This window comes from Rathayibacter sp. VKM Ac-2754 (assembly GCF_009807095.1).
Lineage (GTDB): Bacteria > Actinomycetota > Actinomycetes > Actinomycetales > Microbacteriaceae > Rathayibacter.
Genome location: NZ_WUCC01000010.1, coordinates 69842 through 95116 on the forward strand (window position 1 = coordinate 69842; position 25275 = coordinate 95116).

Below are 25275 nucleotides of genomic sequence, written 5' to 3' on the forward strand. Positions count from 1 at the left end.
CCGGAAGGCGAGCGTAGCGTCGAGCGCATGACCGACACCGAGATCACCCCCGCCGGCTCCGACGACATCGCTCAGATCGCCGAGATCGTGAAGAGCGCGAAGATCGGACTCCTCACCACCGTGAACGCGACAGGACAGCTCGTCAGCCGCCCGCTCGCCGCCCAGGACACCGACTTCGACGGAGACCTGTGGTTCTTCACCCAGGACCCGTCGCCCAAGGTCGACGACATCCGCGCCAACCCGAGCGTGAACGTGGCCTTCGAGTCGAAGAAGGGCTATCTCTCGGTCGCGGGCTCGGCGACCGTCGTGCACGACACGGCGAAGATCGACGAGCTGTGGTCGCCCTCGGTGTCGGCCTGGTTCCCGGAGGGCAAGGAGGACCCGACCATCGCGCTGCTCCGCGTCTCCGCCGAGACCGTCGAGCTCTGGACGACCGACGATGCTCGCCCCGTCGTGCTCTTCAAGGTGATCGCGGCCGCCGTCACCGGCGGACAGCCCGACATCGGCGACAACCGCACCGTCTCGTTCGAGTGACCCGCTGACCCGCTCCGCGAGAGGGGTCAGGGGCCGCCGAAGCGCTCGGTGCGGACGCGCTCGGGCGCGTGGCCCTGGGCGACGAGAGCCGTCGCGACGGCCTCGACGAACGCGGTGGGTCCGCAGACGTAGACCGTCGGGTGCAGTGAGGGCGGCAGCGTCGCCTCCGCGAGCAGCTCCGGAGTCACGCGGCCGGCGGGCCTGGTCGCACCGGGCGGGGCGACGCGCGTGTAGACCGTGTCGGTGACGACTCCGCCGTGCTCGGGAGGCGTCTCGGCCAGGGTCTGCAGAGCATCCGGGTAGTAGGCGAAGACGGGCGAGCGCACGGAGTAGAGCAGCCGCATCGCGGCACCGCTGCCGGCCCGGTGGTGCTCGCGGGCCATCGCCATCAGGGGTGCGATCCCGCTGCCGCCGGCGATCAGCTGCACCGGCTCGATCTGGTCGGTGCGCCAGACGAACCAGCCGCCGATCGGGCCCCTCACCTCGAGCCGGTCCCCCGGCTCCAGGCCGTCGACCAGGTAGGGCGAGACCTCGCCGTCGTCGAGCCGCTCGACCGACAGCTCGACGAGCTCGCCGTCGGAGGGCGCGCTGACCGAGTAGGACCGGCTCGCCTGGTAGCCGTCGGGAGCGGTCAGGCGCACGTCGAGGTGCTGGCCTGCGAGGTGCCCGGGCCAGCCGGGCACGCGCAGCGTCAGGAGGCGCGAGGTCGGGGTGAGCGGGGCGACCGACTCGGTCACCGCCTCCGTCCACATCACCAGTAGCGCTCCTCCTTCCAGGGGTCGCCGTGCATGTGGTAGCCGTTCTGCTCCCAGAACCCGGGCTGGTCGCCGGGCATCAGCCGGAGCGTCCTGACCCACTTCGCGCTCTTCCAGAAGTAGAGGTGCGGCACGAGCAGCCGGGCGGGGCCGCCGTGCTCGGGGGCCAGCGGGGCGCCCTCGAACTCGGTGACGACCCACGCCTTGCCGCCCCGGATCTCGGCGAGCGGCAGGTTGGTGGTGTAGCCGCCGAAGCTCTCGGCCATGACGAAGCCCGCCTCGCTCTCGATGCCGTCGAGGAGGGTGTCGACCGAGACGCCGCGCCAGCTCGTGCCGAGCTTGGACCAGCGGGTGACGCAGTGGATGTCGGTGTGCACGTCCTCGTGCGGCAGGGCGTCGAACTCGGCGCGCGTCCAGCGGCGCTGCCCGTCGGGGCCCGCGTCGATCGAGAAGGCCCACTCGTGGATATTGGGAGTCGGGCCGATCGAGAGGACGGGGAAGCCGTTCTCGAGGTACTGGCCCGGCGGGATGTCGGGATTCTGCTCGCGCTTGCCGAAGAATCCCCGCGTGATGATGCCCATGCTCGCCCTCGTGGTCCTCGGGGCACGCCCCGGATCGATGGAAACCGCTCGTCGTTCGCCAGGCTATCGCGCGCGGACGACGCGGAGCGCTACTCCCTCCGCCCTGTCTCCGCGAGCCCGGGACGGTGTCGGAGGTCGGTGCGAGGATCGGGGCATGAGACGAACAGTCGTGCCGCCGTACCTCCTCGTCCGCATCGCCCGCCTCGACGATCCCGCGTTCGCGCGGGCCGCCAGGGCGGCGAGCCGCTCCCTCCAGCAGGACGAGCCGTTCCGCCGCGTCCGGCCGGGTGAGCCGGCTCCCGGCCCCACGCCCGGGCGGGGCGCTCCCGGCCCGACGGCGACGGCGACCCCGTCGCCTCGGCAGCGGGTCCAGGCGCTCCAGCGCACCATCTCGGACGCGAGGACGACCGAGACCCTGCCCGGCGAGGTCGTCCGGCGCGAGGGCACGGCGGCGACGGGCGATCCCGCTGTCGACGAGGCGTACGACGGGCTGGGCGCGATGTTCGCGTTCCTCCAGGAGGCGTACGGCCGCGACTCCATCGACGACGCCTGGCTGCCGCTGGACGCGACCGTGCACTACGGCGACGACTACGACAACGCCTTCTGGGACGGCTCCCGGATGGTCTTCGGCGACGGCGACGGCCAGGTGTTCCGCCGGTTCACCGTCTCGCCGAGCGTCATCGGCCACGAGCTCGCGCACGGCATCACCGAGTACACGGCCAACCTCGTCTACCGCGGGCAGTCGGGTGCGCTCAACGAGTCGATCTCGGACGTCTTCGGAGCGCTGCTCGAGCAGTTCGGCGCGGGGCAGAACGCGGAGGAGGCGACCTGGCTGATCGGCGAGGGCCTCTTCACCGACGAGGTCGAGGGCGCCGCCCTGCGCTCGATGATCGCTCCGGGCACCGCCTACGACGACGACGTGCTCGGCACCGACCCGCAGCCCGGCTCGATGGCCGACTACGTCGACACCGAGGACGACAACGGCGGGGTGCACATCAACTCCGGCATCCCCAACCGGGCCTTCGCCGTCGCCGCCACGACGCTGGGCGGCAGGGCGTGGGAGCGGGCGGGGCAGGTCTGGTACGACGTGCTCACCGGCGGCGTCCTCACCGCGACCGCCGACTTCCCGGCGTTCGCCGAGCTCACCGTCCGGGCGGCCGCCGCGCGCTTCGGCGCGGGCTCCGACGTCGAGCGGGCGGTCCGCACCGGCTGGTCGACGGTGGGCGTCGAGCTGCCGGCGGCCTGATCCCGCGACACCCCGGCCGCACGCGAGCCGGGCGGGTACCATCGCGCGCATGGACGTGATCGTGTCGCGCAGCGGCGGCTTCGCCGGGCTGCGCCGGGTGTGGCGGGTGGACGTCACCGAGCAGCCGGACGAGCGGGCCTGGCTCGAGCTGCTGGACTCGCTGCCCTGGGACGACTCCCGCGCGCCGCGGGGAGCGTCCAGCGGCCGTCCCGACCGCTTCGTCTACGAGATCAGGGTGCAGACGCACCGGGTCCGCCTCGGCGAGACCGAGCTCGACGGCGCGTGGCGCGAGCTCGTCGACCGCGTGAAGAAGGCGCAGCCCCGATAGCTCGGGACCGCGCCTTCTCGCGTGCTGCTGACGGCTACTTCGTGCCGAGCAGGTCGATCACGAAGATCAGGGTCTTGCCCGACAGCGGGTGTCCGCCGCCGGCGGGGCCGTAGGCGAGGGCGGGCGGGCAGACCAGCTTGCGGCGGCCGCCGACCTTCATGCCGGGGATGCCCTGCTGCCACGCCTTGATCAGGTTGTTCAGGGGGAAGTTGATCGACTGGTTGCGGCTCCAGGAGGAGTCGAACTCCTCGCCGGTGTCGTACTCGACGCCGAGGTAGTGCACGTCGACGGTCGATCCGGGCTGGGCCTCGGCGCCGTCGCCGATGACGAGGTCCTCGACCACGAGGGTGTCGGGGGCCGGGCCGTCGGGGGCGTCGAGTTCGGGCTTGGTCAGGTTCTCACTGCTCATGGTCGTCAATCCTAGAGCGCGGCGTCGGGGAGTCGCCCGGGAGCCGCACGCGGTCACTGGACGAGGGTCAGCCGCTGGGTGGGGCGCGTCATCGCGACGTAGAGCGCCGCGGCACCGCGCTCGCCGGTCGCCGCGATCAGGCGCGGGCGGGCGATGACGACGGAGTCGAACTCGAGCCCCTTCGCCTCGGTCGTCGAGAGGATCGCCACCGGGCGGTCGAGCCCGCGCGAACCCCGGCCGACCTCGCGGCCGAGCTCCTCCTCCGCCCGCACGGCGATCGCGTCGAGGTCGGCGTCGGGGGCGATGATGGCGAGCGTGCCGTCGGTGCTGATCGCCCTGTCCTCGCGGACGGCGGCGAGAACGCGGTCGGCGAGCGGCGCGTCGCCGCGGTCGCGGACGGTGCGGACCGGCCACTCCGTCGAGCGCACGGAGCGGCTCGGGGTGACCTCGAGTCCGTTCTCGCGGGCGGTGCGCTCGGCGAGCGCCACGATCTGCGCGGGGGTGCGGTAGTTGACCGTGAGCTCCTCGAGGCGCCAGGCCGGCGCCTCCCCCGGGCGGCCCTGACGGCCGAACGCGTCGCGGAGCGCGTCGTCCCAGCTCGACGCGGCGGAGGCGCCGGACGCCTGGGCGACGTCGCCCACGATCGTGAACGAGCGCATCGGGCAGCGGCGGATCAGCACGCGCCACTGCATCGGCGAGAGCTCCTGCGCCTCGTCGACGACCACGTGGCCGTAGGCCCAGGAGCGGTCGGCGGCGGCGCGCTCGGAGGTGGTGCCGAGGCTGGTGCGCTCGGCGAAACCCGCGGCGAGGTCCTTCGCGTTGACGAGGCCCTCGACGCCCATGTTGCGGATCGCCGCCTCGGCGTTCTCGACATCGCGGCGGCGCTGCTCCTTCTCGGCCTTCCTCTGCGCGTCGGCGTGGTCGTCGTAGGAGCCGAGCAGCTCGGCGGCCTCGTCGAGCAGCGGGACGTCGGAGACGGTGAACGGCGCATCGCGGGGGCGGCGCAGCAGGGCGCGCTGGGCCGGGGTCCAGCGCGGGGTGAGCGTCGCGAACCAGTTCGGCCGGGCGTACAGATCCTGCAGGAGCTTCTCGGGGGTCAGCGGGATCCACGCGGTGTTGAGCGCGATGCGGACGTCGTCGGCCGTCCGGACGTCCTCGCGGAGGACGGCCTCGTCGGCCTCGTCGACGGTGTTGCCGTGACTGCGCAGCTGGTCGGCGAGCTGGCGGGTCAGCTGCGAGAGCATCGCCTTGACGAAGGTGACGCGAGCCTCGTTGTGCGGCTTGCGGGAGTCGCGGGCCCGCGTGATCGCGCGCTCGACGTCGTGCGGCTCGAGGCGCAGCTTCTCGCCGTTCACCTCGAGGATCTGCGTCTCGGCGGGGACGACCTGCCGGGAGCGGACGGCGCGCTTGAGCAGCTCCGCCATCCGCGCCGAGCCCTTCACCCGGGCGACGAGCGGCTCGTCCTCCTCGACGAGGTCGAGCCCGGGGAAGAGCTGACCGAGGGTCGAGAGGACGACACCGGTCTCGCCGAGCGAGGGCAGCACGGCCTCGATGTAGCGCAGGAACGAGCGGGACGGGCCGACGACCAGCACGCCCTGCGAGGCGATCCGCTCGCGGTAGGAGTAGAGCAGGTAGGCGGCGCGGTGCAGCGCCACCGCGGTCTTGCCGGTTCCGGGGCCGCCCTGCACGACGAGCACGCCCCGCAGGTCGGAGCGGATGATGCGGTCCTGCTCGCTCTGGATGGTGGCCACGATGTCGTGCATCCGGCCGGTCCGCTCGGCGCCGAGCGCGGCCATCAGAGCGCCCTCGCCCTGGAGCGCCGTTCCCTCGCGCAGGAGCTCCTCGTCGAACACCTCGTCCTCGAAGCGGAGCACCTCGCGGCCGCGGGTCGTCAGGTGACGACGGGCGCGGGTGCCCATCGGCTGCGCGGCGGTCGCCTGGTAGAAGGCGGCCGACTGCGGGGCGCGCCAGTCGAGCAGGAGCGCGTCCTGCTCCTCGTCGCGCAGCCCGATGCGGCCGATGTAGCGGTGCTCGGTCTCGCTGTCCGCCAGGGTCAGCCGACCGAAGGCGAGGCGGTCGTCGGCGCCGGTGAGCATCCGGAGCCGGTCCTCGTAGAGGCGCGCGAAGGCGTCGCGCTCGGAGCGGCTCTGGTGGTTGCCTCCGACGCTCTCGATGCGGACGCTGTCGAGCGCGGCCCGCGCCTCCGCGATCAGCTCGTCGAGGCGGGCGTAGAGCGCGGCCACGTAGTCGCGCTCACGCGTCAGCTCGGACTCGAGGACGGTGTCGGAGTCTGCCATCGTGCGCCTTTCCCGTGCATCGCCGTCGCGGACCGGAGGCGGGATGCGCTCCGGGGGCCGCAAGAAAACAGGCGGTCCAGTCTACCGAGCGCGCGGAGCCGGACTCCCCCGCAGCGCTCGCGCTCGGCGAACATCCGGGGGCTCTTGCGGATCGGACCGCGCGGGTGCATCATCGACCCCAAGAAGAGCTCGACGCCCCGTCAGAGCAGCCGGCTGCGCCGCTGCCGCAGGGCGTCGAGCTCTTTAACGCCCGGCTGCGACTGCGCTGACGGCGCGGGCTCCGAGCGTGCCGGCTGCGCCGTCCCAGGTCGCCACGGCGCCCGGCTGCGACAATGGAGTCCTGAGACGGATCCGCCCGCCGTCCCGCCCGTCCGGCCGACGCCGGCCACGTCCCCGGGAGCCGACCAGATGACTCCGACCCCGCCGACGCGCACGAGCCGCGCCAGACGGCTCCGCTCGGTGAGGGTCCGGATCCTCGGCGCGATCCTCGTGGTCAGCGCACTCGGCCTGGTGGTGTCGGGCGGCACGTCGTTCCTGCTCCAGCGCGACCGGATCCTCGCCTCCGTCGACGAGGAGCTGCGGCAGCAGGTCGAGAGCGTGCGGACGATCGTCGAGTCCTCGGCGGCGACGTCGAGCGAGGTGCAGGAGGGCGCTCCCCTGACCGCCGCGCCGACCGACGGCTCGGGCTTCAACGACATCGACGCCCTGCTGCGCACGGTGCTCGGGCAGGCGCTCCCGCGCCTCGACGGCAGCACCGTCGGACTCGTCGACGGCGTCGCCCGCTGGGAGCCGCAGCCGTTCGCCCTGAGCTTCCTGCTCGACGACGACGACGAGTTCCTCGCTCGGGTCTCGGGCGAGACGGCGGGCGGGGCGACGGTGCTCGGCTCCGCCGAGACGCCGGACGGGTCGCTCCGCTACGCGGCGGTGCCGGTGCGCGTCGACGGCGACACCGCCTCCGGGGTGTTCGTCACCGCCATCGACGTCGATGCGCGGCTCTCCGACCTGGCCGACGTCTCCCGGAGCTACGCGGCGATCGCGGTCGTCGCCCTCGCGGCCATCGGGCTGGTCGGCTGGTTCGTCGCCGGGCGGCTCCTCAGCCCCATCCGCGAGCTGCGCCGCACCGCCTCGCGCATCACCGCGACCGACCTGGGCGAGCGCATCCCCGTGGCCGGCGACGACGACGTCTCGGACCTCACCCGCACCGTCAACGACATGATCGGGCGGCTGGAGGGCTCGTTCGAATCGCAGCGGCGCCTGCTGGCCGACGTCCGGCACGAGCTCGGCACCCCGATCACGATCGTGCGGGGCCACCTCGAGCTCGTCGATCCCCGCGACCCCCACGACATCGAGTCGACGCGCACGATCGCGCTCGACGAGCTCGACCGGATGAGCCACCTCATCGACGACATCGCCGAGCTCTCGGAGGCGGAGCGCGCCGACCAGTTCTCGCCGCAGCCGACGAGCATCGCCGAGCTCACCCACCGGGTGCTCGCCAAGGTGTCGGTGATCCCGGGACACCGGTGGCGGGCCGGCCCGGTCGCCGACGTCGAGCTCGGCGTCGACGCCCGGCGGATCACCCAGGCCTGGCTGCAGCTCGCCGACAACGCCGCGAAGTACAGCCCCGACGGCTCCGTCGTCGTCGTGGGCAGCGAGCGGCGCGGAGGCCGCGTCGAGCTCTTCGTCAGCGACGAGGGGCCGGGCATCCCCGCGGCGGCGCGGGAGCGGATCTTCGAGCGCTTCGGCAGGGTCGACGACGGCCGCGGGATCCGGGGCTCGGGTCTCGGGCTCGCGATCGTCTCGGCGATCGCCCGGGCGCACGACGGGTCGGTCGAGCTCGACAGCGTCCCCGGGCGCGGGACGCGCTTCGCGCTCTCGCTCCCCCTCGCCCCGGACCCCGCGCGCACGCCGCGCACCGCAGACGACCGGAAGGACCTCCCCGAGTGAGCACGATCCTGATCGCCGAGGACGAGGAGCGCATCGCCGCCTTCGTCGAGAAGGGCCTGCGTGCGGCCGGCTACACGACCACTCGGGCGGAGCGCGGCGACGACGCGCTCGCGTACCTCCGCAGCGGCGGGTTCGACCTGGTGCTGCTCGACGTCGGCCTCCCCGGGATGGACGGATTCGCGGTCCTGCGCGCCCTGCGGGCCGAGGGGGTGACGCTGCCGGTGATCATGCTGACGGCGCGCAGCTCGGTCGCCGACACCGTCGAGGGCCTGGACCTCGGCGCCAACGACTACCTCGCGAAGCCGTTCCGCTTCGACGAGCTGCTGGCGCGGATCCGGGTGCGGCTGCGCGAGGCCGCGGCCACCGCCTCCGGCCCCGCGGACGACGGCGTGCTCGTGCACGGCGGGGTCTCGCTCGATCTGCGCTCCCGGCGCGCGCGGATCGGCGAGGCGGCGATCGATCTGTCGGCCCGCGAGTTCGCGCTCGCCGAGGAGTTCCTCCGCCACCCCGAGCAGGTGCTCAGCCGCGAGCAGCTGCTCAGCCGGGTGTGGGGGTACGACTTCGATCCCGGCTCGAACGTGGTGGACGTCTACGTGCGCTACCTGCGCGGCAAGATCGGCGCCGAGCGGATCGAGACCGTGCGCGGGATGGGCTACCGGCTGATCGGCTGACGCCCGGCTGGCCCCGGGTCAGTCGTCGGTGTCGTCGTCGACGTCGTCGTCCGGGTCGTCGGTGTCCTCGTCGTCGCCGTCGTCGTCCGCGTCGGGCGCGGGCACGGGGACGACCGGCACCGGCGCGACACCGCCCGGAGAGGCCTGCCCGCCGCCCGGCTGCGCGGCGGGGGTGTCCGCGGGAGCGGGGGTCGCCGCAGGATCCGGCACGGTGCTCGGCTCGACCGGCGCGACCGGGGTCCCGGTGCCGGACGGCGCGCGGCTCGGACCGATCACCGGGGTGGAGCCGATCTCAGTGACCTGCTCGGTCTGCCGCATCGAGTCGGCGACGGCCGCGACTCCGCCCGCCACGGCCGCGATGCAGAGGGCCGCGCCGAGAGCGAGGAGGAGGGGGCCCCGTCGGGACATGCGCGACTCCTGACGTGATTCGTCTCTCGAACCGCCGAGGAGGCGGGAGAACGGGTTTCCTGTAGATCTTCTCATGGAGCGAGGATCCTCTCGAGGATCGGAGGGAGGGAGCGGCGGGCGAGTGCGCGCCACGGTGGCCGGAAGAGGTAGAGGCAGGCCAGCCGCAGCCGGGCCGCGGTCTCGTACAGGGCGAGTCGCTCCGGTGCCGCCCCCGCGCGCTCGGCGGCGAGGTCGACGACGCCGATCGCCACCGCGGAGGCGGCGGGCGGGAGCAGGCCCTGGGCGACCCGGAGCCCCAGGTGCGCCCGCAGGTTGCCGAGGTCGAGCGCGGCCTCGGCCTGCGCGGCGGTGTCGAGGTCGAGCAGGGCGAGCGCGCCCTCGGAGGCGAGGAGCTGCTTGTCGTGCAGGTCGCGGTGCGCGAGCACGAGGGGCTGCGCGGGCTCGTCGACGAGGCGGGCGGAGACCCGCTCCGCCGCGGCGACCAGCCTCGTCGCGATGTCGGCCGGGAGCAGCCGCGCAGCGTGGCCCGCCCAGAGCGAGACCACCGCGGCCTCCGCCTCCGGCCCGTGCACCGGCAGCGCGGGGTCGGCGGTCGGCAGGGCGTCCCAGCCCTGGGCCCACCGCGCCCAGACCGTCGCCCACTGGGCGGGAGTGGTCCGCGGGTCGGAGCCGAGGTCGAGGACGGTGCGGCCGGGCAGCGCGGCGAAGCGGACGACCCCGGCGGGGCCGCTCGCGGTGCGCTCGACGGCGGGGAGGGAGAAACCGTCGCCGAAGCCGCGCGCGCGCTCGTGCGCGGCCAGCACCGCGGGAGCGGCGGAGGGGCGCAGGACTTTGAGGAAGCCGCCTCCGTCGTCGGTGCGCACGACGGCACGGCGCCCCGGGCGGTGCACGATGACCGCGCCCTCGCGGCGAGCGGCCTCGAGGGCGGGCAGACGGGCGTCGACTCCACTCGGGAGCAGCCGCAGCCCGCCCGAGGGGCTCCACCGACCGCCGCGGACGCCCGCCGCCCCCTCCGCCGCCGCCTCGACGTCGGTGCCGTCGGCGCCGGGCCAGGCCCGGGTGACCTGCCAGCGGACGCCGCCGTCGACGACCTCGGCGGGCACCCCGCTCAGCACGGGAGCACCGTCTCGGCGCGGGCGAGCTCGGCCTCGACGCGCTCGCGCCAGTCGGGCGCGGCCGTGCGGAACGGCTCGACCGCGCGGAGCAGGATGGCGCCGGCGGTGCGGCGCCGGAGCACCCCGTCGTCGATCGACCCGCCGGCGTGCCGGTACGCCTCGATCAGCGCATCACCGAGCCGGGATCCCCCGGGCTCGGCGGCCAGGAAGCTGCCGAGGTCGCGCTCGGGCTCGTCGCGGCGGACCCTGTCGAAGTCGATGATCCGCACGCCGTCGCCGACGAGCACCTGATCGGCCGAGAAGTCACCGTGGACGACCGCCGATCGGCCGGTCGAGCGGCTCACGGCCCCCGCGAGGCGCTCGAGACGCGGGCCGAGCTCCGGCGCGAGAGCGGCGAGCGCCGCTACCGCCGCCCCGATCTCGTCGGCGGTACCGGAGGGCACCGGGACGTCGGCCACCGCGTGCAGGCGGGCGAGCGCGGCTCCGGCGACCGCGGCGGACGCCTCCGCGCCCCGAGCCGGCCGGGTGAGATCACCGTCGCCCCACCAGAGGGTCGACGACGCACCGCGGAGGAGGGACACGGGTTTCGGCACCGGCAGGCCCCGCGCCGCGAGCGCCGTCTGCACCCGGAGGACGCCCTCGGCAGCGTCGGCGCTCTCGCGCGGGACGATCTTCACGACCCGGCCTCCCTCGGCGAGCACGAGCCGGCGGTGCGGGTTGTGCCGGAGGATGCGGCCGGTCGCGAGCAGAGCCGGCTCGCGCTCGAGGATTCGGCGCAGGGTCGGCGCGAGCGCGCGGTCGGCGAGCACCGGGCCGGTGAGCGCGCCGAGCGCCGGCAGCTCGCGGAGCTCGGCGCCGACGCCCGCGGCGCGCTGCCGGGTCTTCGCCTGCTTCGCCGGGTCGGCCCAGGCCGCGATCCAGCCGTGGCCCTCGGCGCTCTCGAAGGCGACGACGATCTCGGTGCCCGGCTTCCAGCGGCGGCGCGTCACGTGCACGGGGTGCCCGAGCGCGTCGGCGAGGCGGTCGGGGTGGAGCAGGGCGCCGAGACCGGGGAGTGCGGGATCGCGCAGAGCGAGCGCGGCCACGGCGGCGCCGGTGCGGGGGGTCGGGGTCGCGGTGCCGATCATGCCGGGACCTCCGCGGTCGCATCCGGAGTCTGCGCTCGGCGGAACCAGGCGGCGACGCGGGAGTCGCGGGCCAGCAGCTCCTCCGGCGACCCGTCCTCGACGATGCGGCCGCCCTCGAGCCACAGGAGCCGGTCGGCGCCGACGACGGAGGCGGGGTCGTGGGTGATCGAGAGCGTGGTGCGCCCCCGGGTCAGCTCGGCGATCGACTGCGCGACCTGGGCGCGCGCCTCCGGGTCGAGGCCGGTCGTCGCCTCGTCGAGCACGACGATCGGAGCATCGCGCAGCAGGGCCCGCGCGATCGCGATCCGCTGCCGCTGGCCACCCGAGAGCGTGCCGCCGCGCTCGCCGAGCACCGTGTCGTAGCCGTCGGGCAGCGACCGGACGAAGGCGTCGGCGTCGGCGCGGCGTCCCGCCTCCTCGACCTCCTCGTCGCTCGCGTCGAGGCGCCCGTACCGGATGTTCTCGCGCACCGAGGTCGCGAACAGCACCGAGTCCTGGAGCAGCACCGAGACGTTCGACCGCAGGCTCGCGAGCGTCGCGTCGCGCAGATCGGTGCCGTCGATCGTGATCCGGCCGCCCACGGGGTCGGCGGCGCGCACCAGGAGTCCCATCAGCGTCGATTTGCCCGCACCGGAGGCGCCCAGGAGGCAGACGCTCTCTCCCCCGCGGATCGAGAGCGTGAGATCGCTGAAGAGCGGCCTGCCGTAGCCGTCGGCGACGTGGATCGACTCGAAGTCGATCGCTCCGCCGGCGGGGCGGAGCGCTCGCGCGCCGGGACGGTCGCGGACCTCGATCTCCTCGTCGAGCAGATCGGCCACGCGCTCGCCGGACGCGGCGGCCCGGGCGATGCGGCCCGTGTACTTGGCGAGGTCCTTGAGCGGGCGCATGGCGATCTTGAGGTACATCGTGAAGACGACGAGATCTCCCGGCGTCATCTGCCCCTCGAGGACCCGCCAGCCGCCGGCGGCGAGCACGATCGCCGTCGCCGCGCCGACGATGACGTCCGTGCGACGCTCGAGCGCGGCGGCGAGGCGGCGCGCCTTGACGCCCTGGTGCAGGGCCGTGGCGTTGCCGCGGTCGAAGGCGCCGCCCACCTCCTTCTCGAGTCCGTAGGCCTGCACGACGCGGATCGCGCCGAGGGTCTGCGCGGCGGTGTCGGCGAGCGCCCCCTCGCCCTTGCGGGTGGTGCGCGAGGCGCTGGTGATCGAGGCGGTGCTGCGGCGGGAGGAGACGAGGTACGCCACCGCCGCGCCCACCACGACCAGGGTGAGCAGAGGATCGAGCCAGAGCATCACCACGGTCAGCACGACCAGGGTGATGACGTTGCCGACCAGCGGCAGCCCCGCGGTGACCGCCACCTCCTGGAGACGGCCGATGTCGCCGACGAGGCGCTGGACGGTGTCGCCCGCCGACGAGACCGTGTGGTAGCGGAGAGACAGCGCCTGCACATGGGCGAAGACGCGCGCGCGGAGCGAGGTCGCCACCCGCGAGCCGACCAGGGCGAAGGCGATGGTGCTGAGGTAGGCGGTGATGGCGCGCAGACCGACCAGGCCGAGCAGGATCGCTCCGCACGCGACGAGGAGGCCGATGGTCGCCGGCGGGGTGCCGGCGTTGGCGCCCGCTGTCGCACCGAGGCTCGCGCTGACGCTGTCGATCACGATCTTGAGCGGCCAGGGCTCGAGGACCCGCAGGACGACCTCGGCGAGGAGCGCGAGGAGGCCGCCCAGCATCAGGAGGCGGTGCTCGCGGAGATGGGGACGGACGATCGCGAGGCTGCGGCGCAGGGCGCCGGGGTCGGGAGTCGTGCGGGCGCTCATGCGGCGGACTCCGATCGAGCGGGGACGGCGTCGAGGATGCGCCCGAGCACGCGGGTCCAGTCGTGCTCGGCGACCGCCGTGGCGCGGGCCGCCGCGGACATCCGGCGCCGGAGCGCGGGATCGGCGGCGAGGGAGCGGAGCGCCTCGGCGAGCGCCGACGCGTCGTGGGGGTCGACCAGGAGACCGGTCTCACCGTGCCGGACGATCCGGGGCACCTGGCCGACGCGGGAGGCGACGACGGGCAGACCGGCCGCGAGGTACTCGTACACCTTGAGCGGCGAGAAGTAGTCGTCTCCCGCTCCGTAGGGGGCGACTCCGATGTCGATCCGCGCGAGCTGCCGCGGCATGTCCTCCGGGTCGATCGCGCCGGTGAACTCGACGTCGAGGCCGAGCCGGAGCGCCTGCTCGCGCAGGGCGGCACCCTCCGGACCGTCGCCGACGACGACGAGGCGGACGACGCCGCGCTCGAGCCGTGCGGCGGCGTCGAGGAGAGTGCCGACACCGTGCCAGGGCTTGAGCGTGCCGACGAAGCCGACGGTCGGGACCGCCTCGCTGCGCGCCGGTCCCGGCACGATGCGCGTCGTGTTCACTCCGTTCGGGACGAGCAGCGGCGCGGAGGCGCCGTGCGCCCGCGCCCAGCGCGCGACGGGAGCGGAGACGCACGCCACCACCGCGGCCGAGGACAGCAGGGCGCGCGTGGACTCCCGGGCGCCCTGCTCGTCCACGAGGATCCGGTGCTCGCGCTGCTCCTCGATCAGCGGCGAGTTGACCTCGACGACGGCCGGGACTCCGAGGGCCCGCGAGACGACCGCCGACGCGCGGCTGAACAGCGAGTAGCGCTCGTAGACGAGATCGCAGCCGTCGAGGACGACGGCCTCGGCGAGGTGCACCGCCGACTCGGCGACGGCGCGCTCGCGCTCGGCCGGATCCTGCACCCGCGTGCGGTGCTCGAGGACGGGGACGTCCGCGAGGTCGACCGGAACGGACCCTCCCCGGCGGGCGCAGTAGACCCGCACCTCGTGCCCGCGGGCGCGGACGGCGCGCAGGATCTCCTGCACGTGGACCGAGGACCCCTTGCTGCCGAAGACCGGGACCCCGGGGTCGGCGCAGACGAAGGCGACGCGCATCACGCCACCTCCGCCAGGATCGGCGCCGCGGAGCAGGTCAGCTCGCCGAGCCGCCGGGCCTGCGCACGCGAGTCGAACTCCCGCTCGATGAGCGCGCGGGCGCGGCGGGCGATCCCCTCGACGTCGAAGGCGGGGTCGGCGACCCGGTGCAGAGCGCGCGCCAGGTCGTCGACGCGGCCCGGGCGGCAGAGCAGCCCGGTGTCGCCGTCTCGGACGACCTCGGGGATGCCGGTGACCGCGGTCGAGATGCACGGCACTCCCGCGGCCATCGCCTCCAGCAGCACCGTCGGGAGTCCGTCGGCGTTGCCGTCGGCGCCGACGACGCACGGGGCGACGAAGACGTCGGAGCGGCGCAGCAGCTCGGCGATCTCGTTCTGCGGGCGCGGGCCGAGGAGTCGCACGCGGTCCTCCAGTCCGGCGGCGCGGATCCGCTCGGCGAGGGGCCCGGCGAGCTCCCCGCCGCCTGCGATGTCGACCTGGACGGCGCTCCCGCCTGCCGTGATCACCGCGACGGCGTCGATCAGGACCTCGAAGCCCTTCTTCTCGACGAGTCGGCCGACCGCGGCGACGCGCAGCGCCTGGGCCCTGGCCGGTCGCGCGCTGAAGTCGAAGCGCTCGAGCTCGAGCCCGTTGTAGACGCGGTGGACGCGGTGCGCGACCCGGGGGAAGCGCTCCTCGAGGTGGCGGACGTTGTAGTCGCTGACCGTCACCGCGAAACAGGCGTCGGCGAGCTTGCGCTCGAGGTCGGCGTCGACGACGGACTCGTGGAAGAGGTCCTTGGCGTGCGCCGTGAACGAGTACGGCACTCCCGAGAGCAGCGAGGCCAGGCGGGCGACGGTCGTCGCGCTCGAGGCGAAGTGCGCGTGCAGGTGCGTGACGCCCTCGGCCTCGAGCGCCGCGGCCAGCCGGACGGCCTGCGCCGCGTCCTCCGGGCCGGCCTGCAGCAACTCGTCGAGGTGACGGCCGACCGAGGCGGTGAGACCGGGCGAGGTCGCGGCCGTGCGGAGCGCCTGCCAGAGCGCGGACGCCTTGACCGGCTTCTCGAGGTAGCGGACGGGAGCCTGCACGCGGGCGAGCTCGGGGTGGAAGCGCGGGTCGTCGGGGGCGCGGAGCGAGAAGATCACCAGATCCTCCCCTGCGGCCTCCCGGGCGAGGATCTCGGAGACGACGAAGGTCTCGGAGAAGCGCGGGTACACCTTGAGGACGTAGGCGATGCGGGCGGGGGTCTCAGACGGCACGGTCGGCCTCCTTCTGTGCGGTGCCGCGGGCGGCGGTGATGAGATCGGCGGCGAGCGGGCCGACGGCGGAGAGTCCGTCGAGGTCGATGCCCGCCCTCAGGACGGTGCTGCCGACACTGCGGGCGAACCAGTCGCCGAGGCGCTCGGGGGTGACGGCGCCCTCCTCGAGCACCTGGACCGCTCCGCGGCGCTCGAGGGCCTCGGCGCGCAGCCGCTGCTCCTGCCGCCTGCTCGAGCGGGGGACGACGAGCGAGGGAGCCGTGGTGCTCATGACCTCGCAGACGGTGTTGTAGCCGCCCATGCTCACCACGGCGGAGGCGCGGCGGAGCAGCGCGAGCGCGTCCGGGACGGAGCGGACGACCGTGGTCGAGGGGCCGGCGGCGGCCCGGATCGCCCTGCGGTGCTCGGCGGGCATCTGCGGCCCGGTGACGACCACGTGGCGGAATCCGGTCGGGACGGCCGCGCGGACGGCGGCCTCGGCGATGGCGCGCCCGTCGGAGCCGCCGCCGACCGTGGTCAGCACGAACGGCTCCTCGGCGACCGAGTGACCGGAGCCGAGCCGGCCGTTCGCCAGGAACCCCGTGTGGGTGACCAGATCGCGCAGCCCCTCCGGGATCTCGCCGGTGGCGACCGGGTCGTGCACGCTCGGATCGCCGTAGACCCAGACCGCGTCGAAGAGCTCGCGGACGGCCGAGGCCCCTCCCACCGCCTTCCACTCCGCCCGCGTCGCGGAGCGGCGGTCGAGGACGTCGCGGAGGCCGAGCACGACGACGGCCGATGGGTCGGCCGCGCGCAGCGCTCGGAGCGCCGGCTCGAGCTCGCCGTGCACCCCGAAGGGATGGCGGTCAACGATCACGAGGTCGGGTGCGAAGGCGGCGAGCGAGGCGCCGACGACTCCCCCGCGCAGATCGGTGAGGGTGCGGAGCTCGAGGTCGAGGTGGCGCGGGCGGTAGCCGTCCTCGCCAGTGGTCACGCCCGGCAGGGCGAGCCAGTCCCAGCCGGGAGGCGCCTCGAAGGCCGTCGCCGAGGACTGGCCCGTGATGAGCATCCCCGTCACCTCCTCGCCGAGCAGCTCGGGCAGCGCCGTGTTCAGAGCGTGTGCGAGGGCGACGTTGCGGCGCACGTGCCCGAGCCCTACGGAGTCGTGCGAGTACAGGGCGATGCGGATGACCATGAGCGTTCCCCTCGGCGGCGGACGCGGCCCGGAGGCGGCGGCGGGTCCTCGACCCGTGATCCGAGACTCCCGGGGCGCCGTAAGCCCGGTGTGAGACGAGGATGAGAGGGATCTCATCTGCAGGGCCGAGCAGATGAGGAAGGGATCGACGCTCTCGCGCGTTGCAGGAGGCATGTCGTCGACGAGCAGCATCACCGCCCCCTCCCGAGCCTCGATGGACCTGACCGAGTCGGCCCGCGCCGGCTGGGAGGCGTGGCTGATGCGCCGCGCCGCCCGCGTCACCGGTCCCCGCGGCGACCTCGCCCTCGTCGAGACCCGCTGGCTCGCCGCCGGCGAGAGCGTCGACGACGAGGCCGCGCTCGCGGGCCACGGCCCGACGGCCACCCTCACGCGGATGCGCCGCCCGAGCCTCGAGACCGGCGAGGAGGAGTACGGCTACCGCGTCTGGGACGCGGCCTCGGAGGCGATCCGCGCCTTCGACACGATCGAGACGTTCCCCTTCGATGCGGCCTGGGTGCTCGAGGCGTGGTTCGAGCCGGTGGACGAGGAGCGCACGATCCCGTTCGAGCACCTGCGCGACAACGGGGCGACCCGCGACCTCGTGGTGCCCGGCGACATCACCTTCTCGCTGGTCGACGACGGCCGGGCGCGGGAGTACACGGTCGCGGCCTTCGACGACGGCGGCTCGCTGCTGGTCCCGTTCGGCGACCCGACCAATCGGAGCGACGACCCCGAGCTGAGCAGCTACCCTGTCGGGCGCTTCCTCGTCGTGCAGCGCCTCGGCGGCGCCGCCGACGCCGGGACGCCCGGCCCCGTGCTGCTCGACTTCAACCGGGCCTACATCCCGCCGTGCGGCTTCTCACCGCACTACAACTGCCCGCTCCCGCCCGCGCAGAACCGCCTCGCGGTGCCGGTGACCGCCGGCGAGCGCCGGGTGCGCACCGCCGCAGCGGCCTGATGCCGCGGCCCGTGCGTCTCGGCCGCCGCGGCAGCTTCTGGGTCTCGACCCTGGTGCTGGCGCTGTGCCTGTGGTCGAGCGGCTCCCCCTCGGTGCTCTACCCGAGCTACGCGGCGGAGTGGGGCCTCTCGCCGGTCGTCATCACGACGGTCTTCGGCGCCTACCCGGTCGTGCTGCTGCTCGCGCTGCTCGTGGTCGGCGACCTCTCGGACGTGATCGGCCGTCGGCGCACGATGCTGATCGGCATCGCCCTGATCTCGGCCTCGGCGCTCGCGTTCTCGCTCGCGGACGGCGTCGCGCTGCTCTACGTCGGCCGGAGCCTGCAGGGTCTCGGCACGGCGCTGGCGCTGGGGGCGGCGAGCGCCTCCCTCGTCGACAACAACGTCTCGGAGAACCCGCGGCTCCCGTCGTCGCTGACGACAGTCTCGACGGCCGCCGGCCTCGCACTCTCGCTGCTGCTCTCGGGAGCGCTCGCGCAGTACGCGCCCCTCCCCCTCCGGCTCAGCTTCTGGGTGCTCGCCGTGGTCGGCCTCGCGACCCTCGCGCTGCTCGCCCTGAGCCGTGACGACCGACCCCCGGCGGCGCGGCCGTGGCGCCCGCGACTCCCCCATGTGCCGTCGGGGCTGCGGATGGCGTACGCCTCCGCGACCCTCGCTGTGACCGTGGCGTACGCCGTGGGCGCGCTGGTGCTCTCGCTCGGCGCCGTGATGGTGCGCGAGCTGACGGGCACCACGGATCTGCTCGTCACCGGATCGGTCCTCGCCCTCTCGGCCCTCGTCATCGGTGCCACCGCGCTCGCGATCCAGCGGGTCCCCGCGCACGTCGCCGTCATCGCCGGCGCGCTGGTCGCCGTCGTCTCGCTCGGGCTGCTGGAGTGGACGGCCGCGAGCGGGTCCCTCCCCCTGTTCTTCGCGTTCGCCGTCGTCAGCGGCGTCGGCTACTCGCTGAGCTTCTCGGGCGGTCTCGCGCTGGTCGGCCGGGCCGCGCCCGCCGAGCACCGCGGCTCGATGATCTCGGCCGTGTACCTCCTGAGCTACCTCGGCCAGGCGATCACCGCGGTCGTCGCGGGGGCACTGGCGACCGCGCTCGGTCTCGAGGCCTCGATCGACCTGGTCGCACCCGCGGTGGCGGCCGTCTGCCTCGCCGCCGCGATCGTGGCGCTGGTCGACCTGCGCCGGCGCTCGGCGCTCCTCGTCAGCGCGTGAGCGCCGCCCGACGGGCCACGAGCTCGTCGAGCAGGACCTGTTCGTCGACGGCCGCCGCCCGGCCGCCGCGACCGACGATCGTGTGCTGGCGGAGGTGCGCGAGGCGCGTCGCCGTGCGGATGAACCCGGTCATCGCCCGGGGCCGGTCGCTGCCCGCGGTGCGCGCCCAGCGCAGCGCGGTGCGGCGCCCCTCCGCGGTGCCGATCATGCGGACCTCGGCCGGCGAGAGCCAGCCCGCGGCCGCGTAGTCGCCCAGCCGCTCGAGGGTGACCGCCCGCTCGCGTCGGCGCAGCAGCACCACGACGACCACCGCGACGACGAAGAGCGGCACCTGGACCACTCCGTAGAACCCGAACCAGTCGGAGACGAGGAACGAGGAGCCGTTCCAGAGCGCGTGAAGGAAGGCGGCGAGCGCCAGGCCGAGCAGGACGATCGGCACGGCCGCGGCTCCGCGCCGACGCACGGCGAAACCGAGCGCAGCGCCGGTGCAGGCGGTGAACAGCACGTGGGCGAAGGGCGAGAGCACACCGCGGAGGAAGAACGTCACGGCGAGCGAGCCCAGGCCGCCCTCGACCAGCGCACTGCCGAAGTAGAGGATGTTCTCGACGAAGGCGAAGCCCGAGGCGACGACCGCCGCGTAGACGATGCCGTCGACCGGGCCGTCGAACGTTCGGCGCCAGATCAGCAGGACCAGCAGCACACCGAGGCCCTTGGCCGTCTCCTCGACGAGCGGCGCCTGGATGACGGCGCCGACGAAGTCCGAGTCGCTGGGCTGCGATCCGGAGGCGTACACCGCGATCTGCACGCCGAGGTCGACCAGCAGCGCGATCGCCACCGAGCCGGCGGCGCCCCAGAGGAACGCGAACCACAGGCCGAGCGGAGCCTCCGGCTCCCAGCGGTCGACCCAGCGCACCCCGGCGAGCACGACGGCGAGCGGCACGAGCGCGATCACGGCGCAGACGGCGGCGGCGCTCGCGCCGAGGCCGAGGACGACGTAGGCGAGGACGATCAGCAGCAGGATCCCGAGCAGCGCGACGCCGATGGAGCCGAGCACGGTCGGCACGACGGAGGGGCGGGCGGGCGGGGCCGGCGGCGGATAGGCGCTCATGGGGTCCGAGAGTAGGGCACCGGCGCGGTCCGGCCGCCGTGCTTGACAGCGGCGCGCGTGCAGAACCGAGGGTCAGGGCGGCCGTGGGGGCTCCACCGCCGCCGTGAGCGACTCCCGACCTCGGTTCTGAACGCGCAGCACCCGCGTCGGGCGCGGTCCGTGTCCGATTCCCGCGATCGGAGCCGCCTCGCGCGTGACAGGCTCGAGGCATGCCCGCCGATCCGCTCTTCGAGGAGCGCTACCGCGCCGTCGCCTCGCGCGACTCCCGCTTCGACGGCCGCTTCATCACCGGCGTGCACTCGACCGGGATCTACTGCCGGCCGAGCTGCCCCGCGACGACGCCGCGGCCCGGGAACGTGCGCTTCTACCCCACGGCGGCCGCCGCGCACGAGGCGGGGCTCCGGGCCTGCAAGCGCTGCCTGCCCGATGCCACCCCCGGCTCCCCGGAGTGGAACCTCCGCGACGACACCGCGGCCCGGGCGATGCGCCTCATCGCCGACGGGGTCGTCGACCGCGAGGGCGTCGAGGGCCTCGCCGCCCGGCTCGGCTACGGAGCGCGGCACCTCGGCCGCATCCTCCGGGAGGAGCTGGGCGCGCCTCCGCTCGCCCTGGCCCGCGCGCAGCGGGCGCAGACCGCCCGGCTGCTGCTGACCGGGACCGAGCTCCCGGTCTCGGACGTCGCCTTCGCGGCGGGATTCACGAGCATCCGGCAGTTCAACGCGACGCTCGCCGAGGTGTACGAGCGCACGCCCAGCGCCCTGCGCGCGAGTGCCCGCGCCGATCGCTCCGAGACCGAGGCGCGGGCGGGCGCGACGACGCTCCGGCTCCGGCTCCCGGTGCGCGCGCCGTTCGACGCGGGCGTGCTGGCCTTCCTCGGCGACCGCGCGGTGGCGGGGCTCGAGGAGGCGTCACCCGGCGTCTACTCGCGCGCCCTCGCGCTCCCCGGCGGTCCTGCCGTCGCGAGGCTGGAGCGGGACGGCGACGTCGTGCGGTGCACCGCCACCCTCGCCTCGCTCGCCGATGCGGGCCCGCTGGTCGCCCGCGTGCGCCGGCTGCTCGATCTCGACGCCGACTCCCGGGCGATCGACGAGGCGCTCGCCGCCGACCCCGCGCTCGCGCCGCTGGTCGCCGCGGCCCCGGGGATCCGGCTCCCGGGCTCGGCGGACGCCGACGAGACCCTCGTGCGCACGCTGCTCGGTCAGCAGGTGTCGGTCGCCGCCGCGCGCACCGCGCTGGGCCGCCTCGTCGAGGCCCTCGGCGACGAGCTGCCGGCCGAGATCGCGACGGGCTCGATCACCCGCTCGTTCCCCTCCGCCGCCGTGATCGCCGACCGCGGGGCGGAGGTGCTGCGCGGGCCCGCGCGACGGATCGACACGGTCCTGCGCGTCTGCGCTCTGCTCGCCGAGGGCGCTCTCCGGCTGGACGCGGGCGGGAGCCGGGACGAGCTCTCGGAGCAGCTGCTCGCGGTGCCGGGGATCGGGCCGTGGACCGCCGGCTACGTCGCCATGCGGGTCACCGGCGATCCGGACGTCCTGCTCACCGGCGACCTCGCGCTGCGGGCCGGGGCGTCGGCGATCGGGCTGCCGTCCGAGGCGCGGGCGCTGGCGGAGCGGGGCCACGGCTGGGCGCCGTGGCGCAGCTACGCCGGCCTGCACCTCTGGCGGGCGGCCGCTCGGGAGGTCACTGCTCGGGCGGGATGATCGGGATCGCCGCGGTCATCGCCTCGATCCCCGAGAGGCGCGCGGGCGAGATCAGCCGCAGCACCTCCTCCCGCGACATGAGGCCGGCCTCGACGACCAGGTCGGCGACGTTGCGGCCGGTCGAGAGCGCAGCCTTGGCGATGGCCGCGGAGGCGGTGTAGCCGATGCTCGGGGTGAGCGCGGTCACGACTCCCACGGAGGAGGCGACCATCGCCTCGAGGCGGTCCTCGTTGGCGGTGATCCCGTCGATGCAGTTGATGCGGAGGGTCAGGCAGGCCTGGGTCATCCAGGTGATGCTCTGCAGGAGCGAGTGCGCGATCACCGGCTCGAAGGCGTTGAGCTGCAGCTGCCCGGCCTCGGCCGCCATGGTGACGGTGACGTCGGCGCCGGCCACCGAGTACGCGACCTGGTTGACCACCTCCGGGATCACCGGGTTCACCTTGCCCGGCATGATGCTCGAGCCCGCCTGGCGGGGCGGCAGGTTGATCTCGCCGAAGCCCGCCTGCGGGCCGGAGGAGAGCAGCCGCAGGTCGTTGCAGATCTTGGAGAGCTTGATCGCGGAGCGCTTGAGGGCGCTCGAGAACGACATGAACACTCCGGTGTCGCTGGTGGCCTCGACGAGGTCCTGCGCCATCTCGAGGTCGAGATCGGTGATCTCGTTGAGGTGGCGCACCGCGGCGGCGCCGTACCGCGGATCCGCGGTGATGCCGGTGCCGATCGCGGTCGCGCCGATGTTGACCTCGGCGAGCAGCCAGATCGTCTCGGAGAGGCGGGCGTGATCCTCGCCGAGCGTGGTGGCGAAGCCGTGGAACTCCTGCCCCAGCGTCATCGGCACCGCGTCCTGCAGCTGGGTGCGGCCGATCTTGAGCACGTGGCCGAACTCGACCGCCTTGTGCGAGAACGACTGCCGGAGCAGGGCGAGCTCGTCGAGGAGGCGTCGGAGCGACCAGGTCATCGCGATCTTGATCGCCGTCGGGTAGACGTCGTTGGTCGACTGGCTGCGGTTGACGTCGTCGAGCGGGTGCAGGAATGCGTAGTCGCCCCGGGGGCGGCCGGCGATCTCGAGGGCGACGTTCGCGACGACCTCGTTGGCGTTCATGTTCGTCGAGGTGCCGGCTCCGCCCTGGATCACGCCGACCACGAACTGGTCGTGGAACTCGCCGTCGATGATGCGGCGGCAGGCGGCCTCGATGAGCCCGGCCTTGTCTCGCGAGAGGCTGCCGATCTCGGTGTTGGCCCGCGCGGCGGCGAGCTTGACCGTGGCGAGCGCCCTGACCAGGTCGGGGTAGATCGAGATCGGGCGCTTCGAGATCGGGAAGTTGTCGAGGGCGCGGGCGGTGTGGATGCCCCAGTACGCGTCGGCGGGGATCTCGAGCGAGCCCAGGGAGTCGGTCTCGGTGCGGACGGCGGGGGCGGGCTCCGCGGGGGTGCCCGGTGCGGTGGTGGTCAGGTCGCGTCCTTCCGGCTGGTCGTCGGGGAGGGTGCTCGTGGCGAGGGTCACGTCAGCTCCGTTGCTGTCGTCGTGCGGCCCGGGAGTGCAGGGGGTCCGCGAACTGCTCCTGCCAGCCTACGCCGCGGGTCGGGACGGGCTCAGGCCAGGCCACCTGCGGCCGACTGGGATGGTCCGAGCCTCCTGCGGCGGAGTGGACTGCTGAGTGCCGCGCAGGACGGGCCTGTCGAGGGCCACTCTCGAGGGAGCGGCCGGAAGTGGCCGCTTTCTCGATTCGATCGGACTCCTCATGCTCGTCCTCCTGCTCCTCCTCGCCGTGCTCGGCGCCGCCGCACTCCTCCTCGTCGTGCGCGCGGTCGTCAGCGACGGGTACCGGCCCGTCGCGTTCGACCCGCAGCACGACAGCCGCGGCGGCGGCGCCTGAGGACCTACTCCACGCGGTCCGGCTCCGGGATGCTCGGGGCGGCGTGCAGTCCGCCGCTCAGGGCGTACTCCTCCTCGGGCGAGAGCACGAGGCGCTTGCGGCCCCAGACGGCGAAGCCGATCAGGATGATCACGTAGACGACGACGATCGCGATGATCGCGGGCTGGAACACCTCGTTCAGCAGGAAGCCGAAGAAGATCAGCACGTTGATCAGGGCGGCGATGATCGCGCCCGGCAGGCCCCACGGGCTCTTGTACGGGCGGACCGCGTTCGGGAATCGCCGGCGCAGCAGCACGAACGACACCATCTGCAGGAAGTAGGCGACGACAGCTCCCCAGACCGCGATGTTGAGGACGATGGCGCCCGCGACGGCACCCGCTCCGTCGGGCGAGACGCGCCCGAGCAGGTCGACGACCACCAGCGCGACGAACCCGATCGCTGCACCCACCGTCAGCGCGATCCACGGAGTCTGACGCTTGCCGGTCAGCGAGAACACCCGCGGGTAGTAGCCGGCCCGCGAGAGCGAGTACATGTTGCGGCCGTAGGCGAACATGATGCCCTGGAGCGAGGCGAGCAGTCCGACGAGCGCGAACAGGGCGAGCACCGCGGCTGCTCCGTCGCCGACCATCGCGCGGAAGCCGTCGAGCAGCGGCTCGGCCGAGACGCCCATGTCCTCGGAGCCGATCAGCGCCGTGTTGAGGAACAGCACGAGCAGGCCGGTGACGATCAGGGTGCCGCGGGCCCAGAATCCGGCGCGCGGGATGTCGCGGACCGGGTCGTGCGCCTCCTCGGCCGCGAGCGGCAGCTCCTCGATGCCGAGGAAGAACCACATCGCGAAGGGCAGCGCGAACAGGATCGGGATCACGCCGTGCGGGAGGAACTCGGTCTGGCCCTCGTCGGGAGCGATGTTCCAGAGGCTCGACCAGTCGAGCGCGGGCGAGAGGAGGGCCATCACCGAGAAGGCCAGCAGGATCGCGATCGAGACGATCGAGACGACGATGGCGAAGCGGAACGAGATCGCCGCGCCCGCCGAGTTCAGGGCGACGAAGACGATGTAGAGGACGAGCCACCAGATCCACATCGCGCCCGAGAGGTCGAAGCCGAGCAGCTCGCTCGTCACTCCGTTCGCGTACTGGGCCGAGAAGAAGACGACCACGGCGGTCGTCGCGACGTACTCGATCGTCTCGGCGAGGCCGGTGACGAGACCGCCCCACGGGCCCATGGCCGACCGGGCGAAGGAGTAGGCGCCTCCGGTGTGCGGCATCGCGGCCGACATCTCGCCGATCGAGAAGATGAGGCCGTAGTACATCACCACCAGGATCGCGAAGGCGATCAGCATCCCGCCGAAGCCGGCGAAGTCGATGCCGAAGTTCCAGCCCGAGAAGTCGCCCGAGATGACCGCGGCGACCGCGAGACCCCAGAGGCCCCAGACGCCGGCCGAGCGGCGGAGGGTGCGCTTCTCGAAGTAGCCCTCCTCGGCCTTGCGGTAGCTCACGCCGGCGGTGCTCGTCACGTTGGCGGAGTCGGGGCTCTTCGTTCGGGCCTTCGACGGGGACTGCGGGGCGTCGGACTGCTGGGTCATCGGGTCTCCTCGGGTCGTCGCGACCGAGCATAGGGACCTCAATGGACGCTGTGAAGACCAATGGTGTTTCGGCGAGG

At 74.0% G+C, this 25275-nt stretch carries 23 protein-coding genes; 9 read left to right on the forward strand and 14 right to left on the reverse strand.

Annotated features, from left to right (window positions below):
* Positions 1-27: 27 nt before the first annotated feature.
* Positions 28-534, forward strand: a complete 507-nt coding sequence (locus GRS92_RS15655; protein WP_159858088.1) for a pyridoxamine 5'-phosphate oxidase family protein — start codon at positions 28-30, stop codon at positions 532-534.
* A 26-nt stretch (positions 535-560) separates the two neighbouring features.
* On the opposite strand, the gene GRS92_RS15660 is transcribed toward GRS92_RS15655, so the two are convergent.
* Together GRS92_RS15660 and GRS92_RS15665 are read right to left on the reverse strand one after the other, a co-directional pair.
* Positions 561-1286: a ferredoxin reductase gene (locus tag GRS92_RS15660; RefSeq protein WP_159858173.1), complete on the reverse strand. Its 726-nt coding sequence runs from the start codon at positions 1284-1286 to the stop codon at positions 561-563.
* Positions 1286-1870, reverse strand: coding sequence for a molybdopterin-dependent oxidoreductase (locus GRS92_RS15665; protein WP_159858090.1), 585 nt, complete (start codon positions 1868-1870; stop codon positions 1286-1288). Before GRS92_RS15665 ends, GRS92_RS15660 begins: the two co-directional genes overlap by 1 nt.
* A gap of 154 nt (positions 1871-2024) precedes the next feature.
* On the opposite strand from GRS92_RS15665, the gene GRS92_RS15670 reads away from it, so the two are divergent.
* Together GRS92_RS15670 and GRS92_RS15675 are read left to right on the forward strand one after the other, a co-directional pair.
* The gene (locus GRS92_RS15670) at positions 2025-3116 is read left to right on the forward strand and encodes a M4 family metallopeptidase (RefSeq protein ID WP_159858092.1); all 1092 of its coding nucleotides are present in this window, start codon (positions 2025-2027) and stop codon (positions 3114-3116) included.
* Positions 3117-3165: 49 nt separating this feature from the next.
* Positions 3166-3444: a protealysin inhibitor emfourin gene (locus GRS92_RS15675; protein WP_159858093.1), complete on the forward strand. Its 279-nt coding sequence runs from the start codon at positions 3166-3168 to the stop codon at positions 3442-3444.
* Between the two features lie 34 nt (positions 3445-3478).
* Here the strand turns inward: GRS92_RS15675 and GRS92_RS15680 are convergent, their stop codons facing one another.
* Both GRS92_RS15680 and GRS92_RS15685 read right to left on the reverse strand, forming a co-directional pair.
* Complete coding sequence (locus GRS92_RS15680) at positions 3479-3853, reverse strand: FKBP-type peptidyl-prolyl cis-trans isomerase (protein WP_159858095.1); 375 nt, start codon at positions 3851-3853, stop codon at positions 3479-3481.
* 53 nt (positions 3854-3906) lie between these two features.
* Positions 3907-6150 (reverse strand): HelD family protein, encoded by a 2244-nt coding sequence (locus GRS92_RS15685; RefSeq protein ID WP_159858097.1) that lies wholly within the window; start codon positions 6148-6150, stop codon positions 3907-3909.
* 459 nt (positions 6151-6609) lie between these two features.
* On the opposite strand from GRS92_RS15685, the gene GRS92_RS15690 reads away from it, so the two are divergent.
* Together GRS92_RS15690 and GRS92_RS15695 are read left to right on the forward strand one after the other, a co-directional pair.
* A complete protein-coding gene (locus GRS92_RS15690) occupies positions 6610-8094 on the forward strand; it encodes a sensor histidine kinase (RefSeq protein ID WP_235022066.1) in 1485 nt (494 codons plus the stop codon).
* Positions 8091-8765: a response regulator transcription factor gene (locus tag GRS92_RS15695; RefSeq protein ID WP_159858101.1), complete on the forward strand. Its 675-nt coding sequence runs from the start codon at positions 8091-8093 to the stop codon at positions 8763-8765. The genes GRS92_RS15690 and GRS92_RS15695 overlap by 4 nt, the downstream gene beginning before the upstream one ends.
* Positions 8766-8783: 18 nt before the next feature.
* Here the strand turns inward: GRS92_RS15695 and GRS92_RS15700 are convergent, their stop codons facing one another.
* The 7 genes from GRS92_RS15700 to GRS92_RS15730 all read right to left on the reverse strand — a co-directional run bounded on the left by GRS92_RS15700 (position 8784) and on the right by GRS92_RS15730 (position 16771).
* On the reverse strand, positions 8784-9173 hold the full coding sequence (locus tag GRS92_RS15700) for a hypothetical protein (RefSeq protein ID WP_159858103.1): 390 nt from the start codon (positions 9171-9173) through the stop codon (positions 8784-8786).
* Positions 9174-9244: 71 nt separating this feature from the next.
* The gene (locus GRS92_RS15705; protein WP_159858105.1) at positions 9245-10288 is read right to left on the reverse strand and encodes a hypothetical protein; all 1044 of its coding nucleotides are present in this window, start codon (positions 10286-10288) and stop codon (positions 9245-9247) included.
* Positions 10282-11415 (reverse strand): phosphotransferase family protein, encoded by a 1134-nt coding sequence (locus GRS92_RS15710; RefSeq protein WP_159858107.1) that lies wholly within the window; start codon positions 11413-11415, stop codon positions 10282-10284. The genes GRS92_RS15705 and GRS92_RS15710 overlap by 7 nt, the downstream gene beginning before the upstream one ends.
* Positions 11412-13232, reverse strand: a complete 1821-nt coding sequence (locus GRS92_RS15715; RefSeq protein WP_159858109.1) for an ABC transporter ATP-binding protein — start codon at positions 13230-13232, stop codon at positions 11412-11414. The genes GRS92_RS15710 and GRS92_RS15715 overlap by 4 nt, the downstream gene beginning before the upstream one ends.
* On the reverse strand, positions 13229-14359 hold the full coding sequence (locus GRS92_RS15720; RefSeq protein ID WP_159858111.1) for a glycosyltransferase family 4 protein: 1131 nt from the start codon (positions 14357-14359) through the stop codon (positions 13229-13231). Before GRS92_RS15720 ends, GRS92_RS15715 begins: the two co-directional genes overlap by 4 nt.
* The gene (locus GRS92_RS15725; protein ID WP_235022067.1) at positions 14359-15597 is read right to left on the reverse strand and encodes a glycosyltransferase family 4 protein; all 1239 of its coding nucleotides are present in this window, start codon (positions 15595-15597) and stop codon (positions 14359-14361) included. Before GRS92_RS15725 ends, GRS92_RS15720 begins: the two co-directional genes overlap by 1 nt.
* Positions 15587-16771: a glycosyltransferase family protein gene (locus GRS92_RS15730; RefSeq protein ID WP_159858113.1), complete on the reverse strand. Its 1185-nt coding sequence runs from the start codon at positions 16769-16771 to the stop codon at positions 15587-15589. The genes GRS92_RS15725 and GRS92_RS15730 overlap by 11 nt, the downstream gene beginning before the upstream one ends.
* A gap of 172 nt (positions 16772-16943) precedes the next feature.
* Here GRS92_RS15730 and GRS92_RS15735 point away from each other — a divergent pair, with 172 nt between their 5' ends.
* Both GRS92_RS15735 and GRS92_RS15740 read left to right on the forward strand, forming a co-directional pair.
* Positions 16944-17729, forward strand: coding sequence for a DUF1684 domain-containing protein (locus tag GRS92_RS15735; RefSeq protein ID WP_159858115.1), 786 nt, complete (start codon positions 16944-16946; stop codon positions 17727-17729).
* Positions 17729-18934: an MFS transporter gene (locus tag GRS92_RS15740; protein WP_159858117.1), complete on the forward strand. Its 1206-nt coding sequence runs from the start codon at positions 17729-17731 to the stop codon at positions 18932-18934. The genes GRS92_RS15735 and GRS92_RS15740 overlap by 1 nt, the downstream gene beginning before the upstream one ends.
* Here the strand turns inward: GRS92_RS15740 and GRS92_RS15745 are convergent.
* Entirely contained in the window at positions 18924-20042 is a 1119-nt protein-coding gene (locus GRS92_RS15745) for a PrsW family intramembrane metalloprotease (RefSeq protein WP_235022068.1), read from the reverse strand. The two genes, GRS92_RS15740 and GRS92_RS15745, sit on opposite strands and share 11 nt — an antisense overlap.
* Before the next feature lie 209 nt (positions 20043-20251).
* Here GRS92_RS15745 and GRS92_RS15750 point away from each other — a divergent pair, with 209 nt between their 5' ends.
* Positions 20252-21742 (forward strand): DNA-3-methyladenine glycosylase 2 family protein, encoded by a 1491-nt coding sequence (locus GRS92_RS15750; RefSeq protein ID WP_159858119.1) that lies wholly within the window; start codon positions 20252-20254, stop codon positions 21740-21742.
* Here the strand turns inward: GRS92_RS15750 and GRS92_RS15755 are convergent.
* The gene (locus GRS92_RS15755; protein ID WP_159858179.1) at positions 21723-23192 is read right to left on the reverse strand and encodes an aspartate ammonia-lyase; all 1470 of its coding nucleotides are present in this window, start codon (positions 23190-23192) and stop codon (positions 21723-21725) included. The two genes, GRS92_RS15750 and GRS92_RS15755, sit on opposite strands and share 20 nt — an antisense overlap.
* A gap of 289 nt (positions 23193-23481) precedes the next feature.
* Here GRS92_RS15755 and GRS92_RS19140 point away from each other — a divergent pair, with 289 nt between their 5' ends.
* Entirely contained in the window at positions 23482-23616 is a 135-nt protein-coding gene (locus tag GRS92_RS19140; protein WP_268817153.1) for a hypothetical protein, read from the forward strand.
* Between the two features lie 4 nt (positions 23617-23620).
* Here GRS92_RS19140 and GRS92_RS15760 read toward each other — a convergent pair whose 3' ends face one another.
* Positions 23621-25198: an amino acid permease gene (locus GRS92_RS15760; RefSeq protein ID WP_159858121.1), complete on the reverse strand. Its 1578-nt coding sequence runs from the start codon at positions 25196-25198 to the stop codon at positions 23621-23623.
* Between the last annotated feature and the right edge of the window lie 77 nt (positions 25199-25275).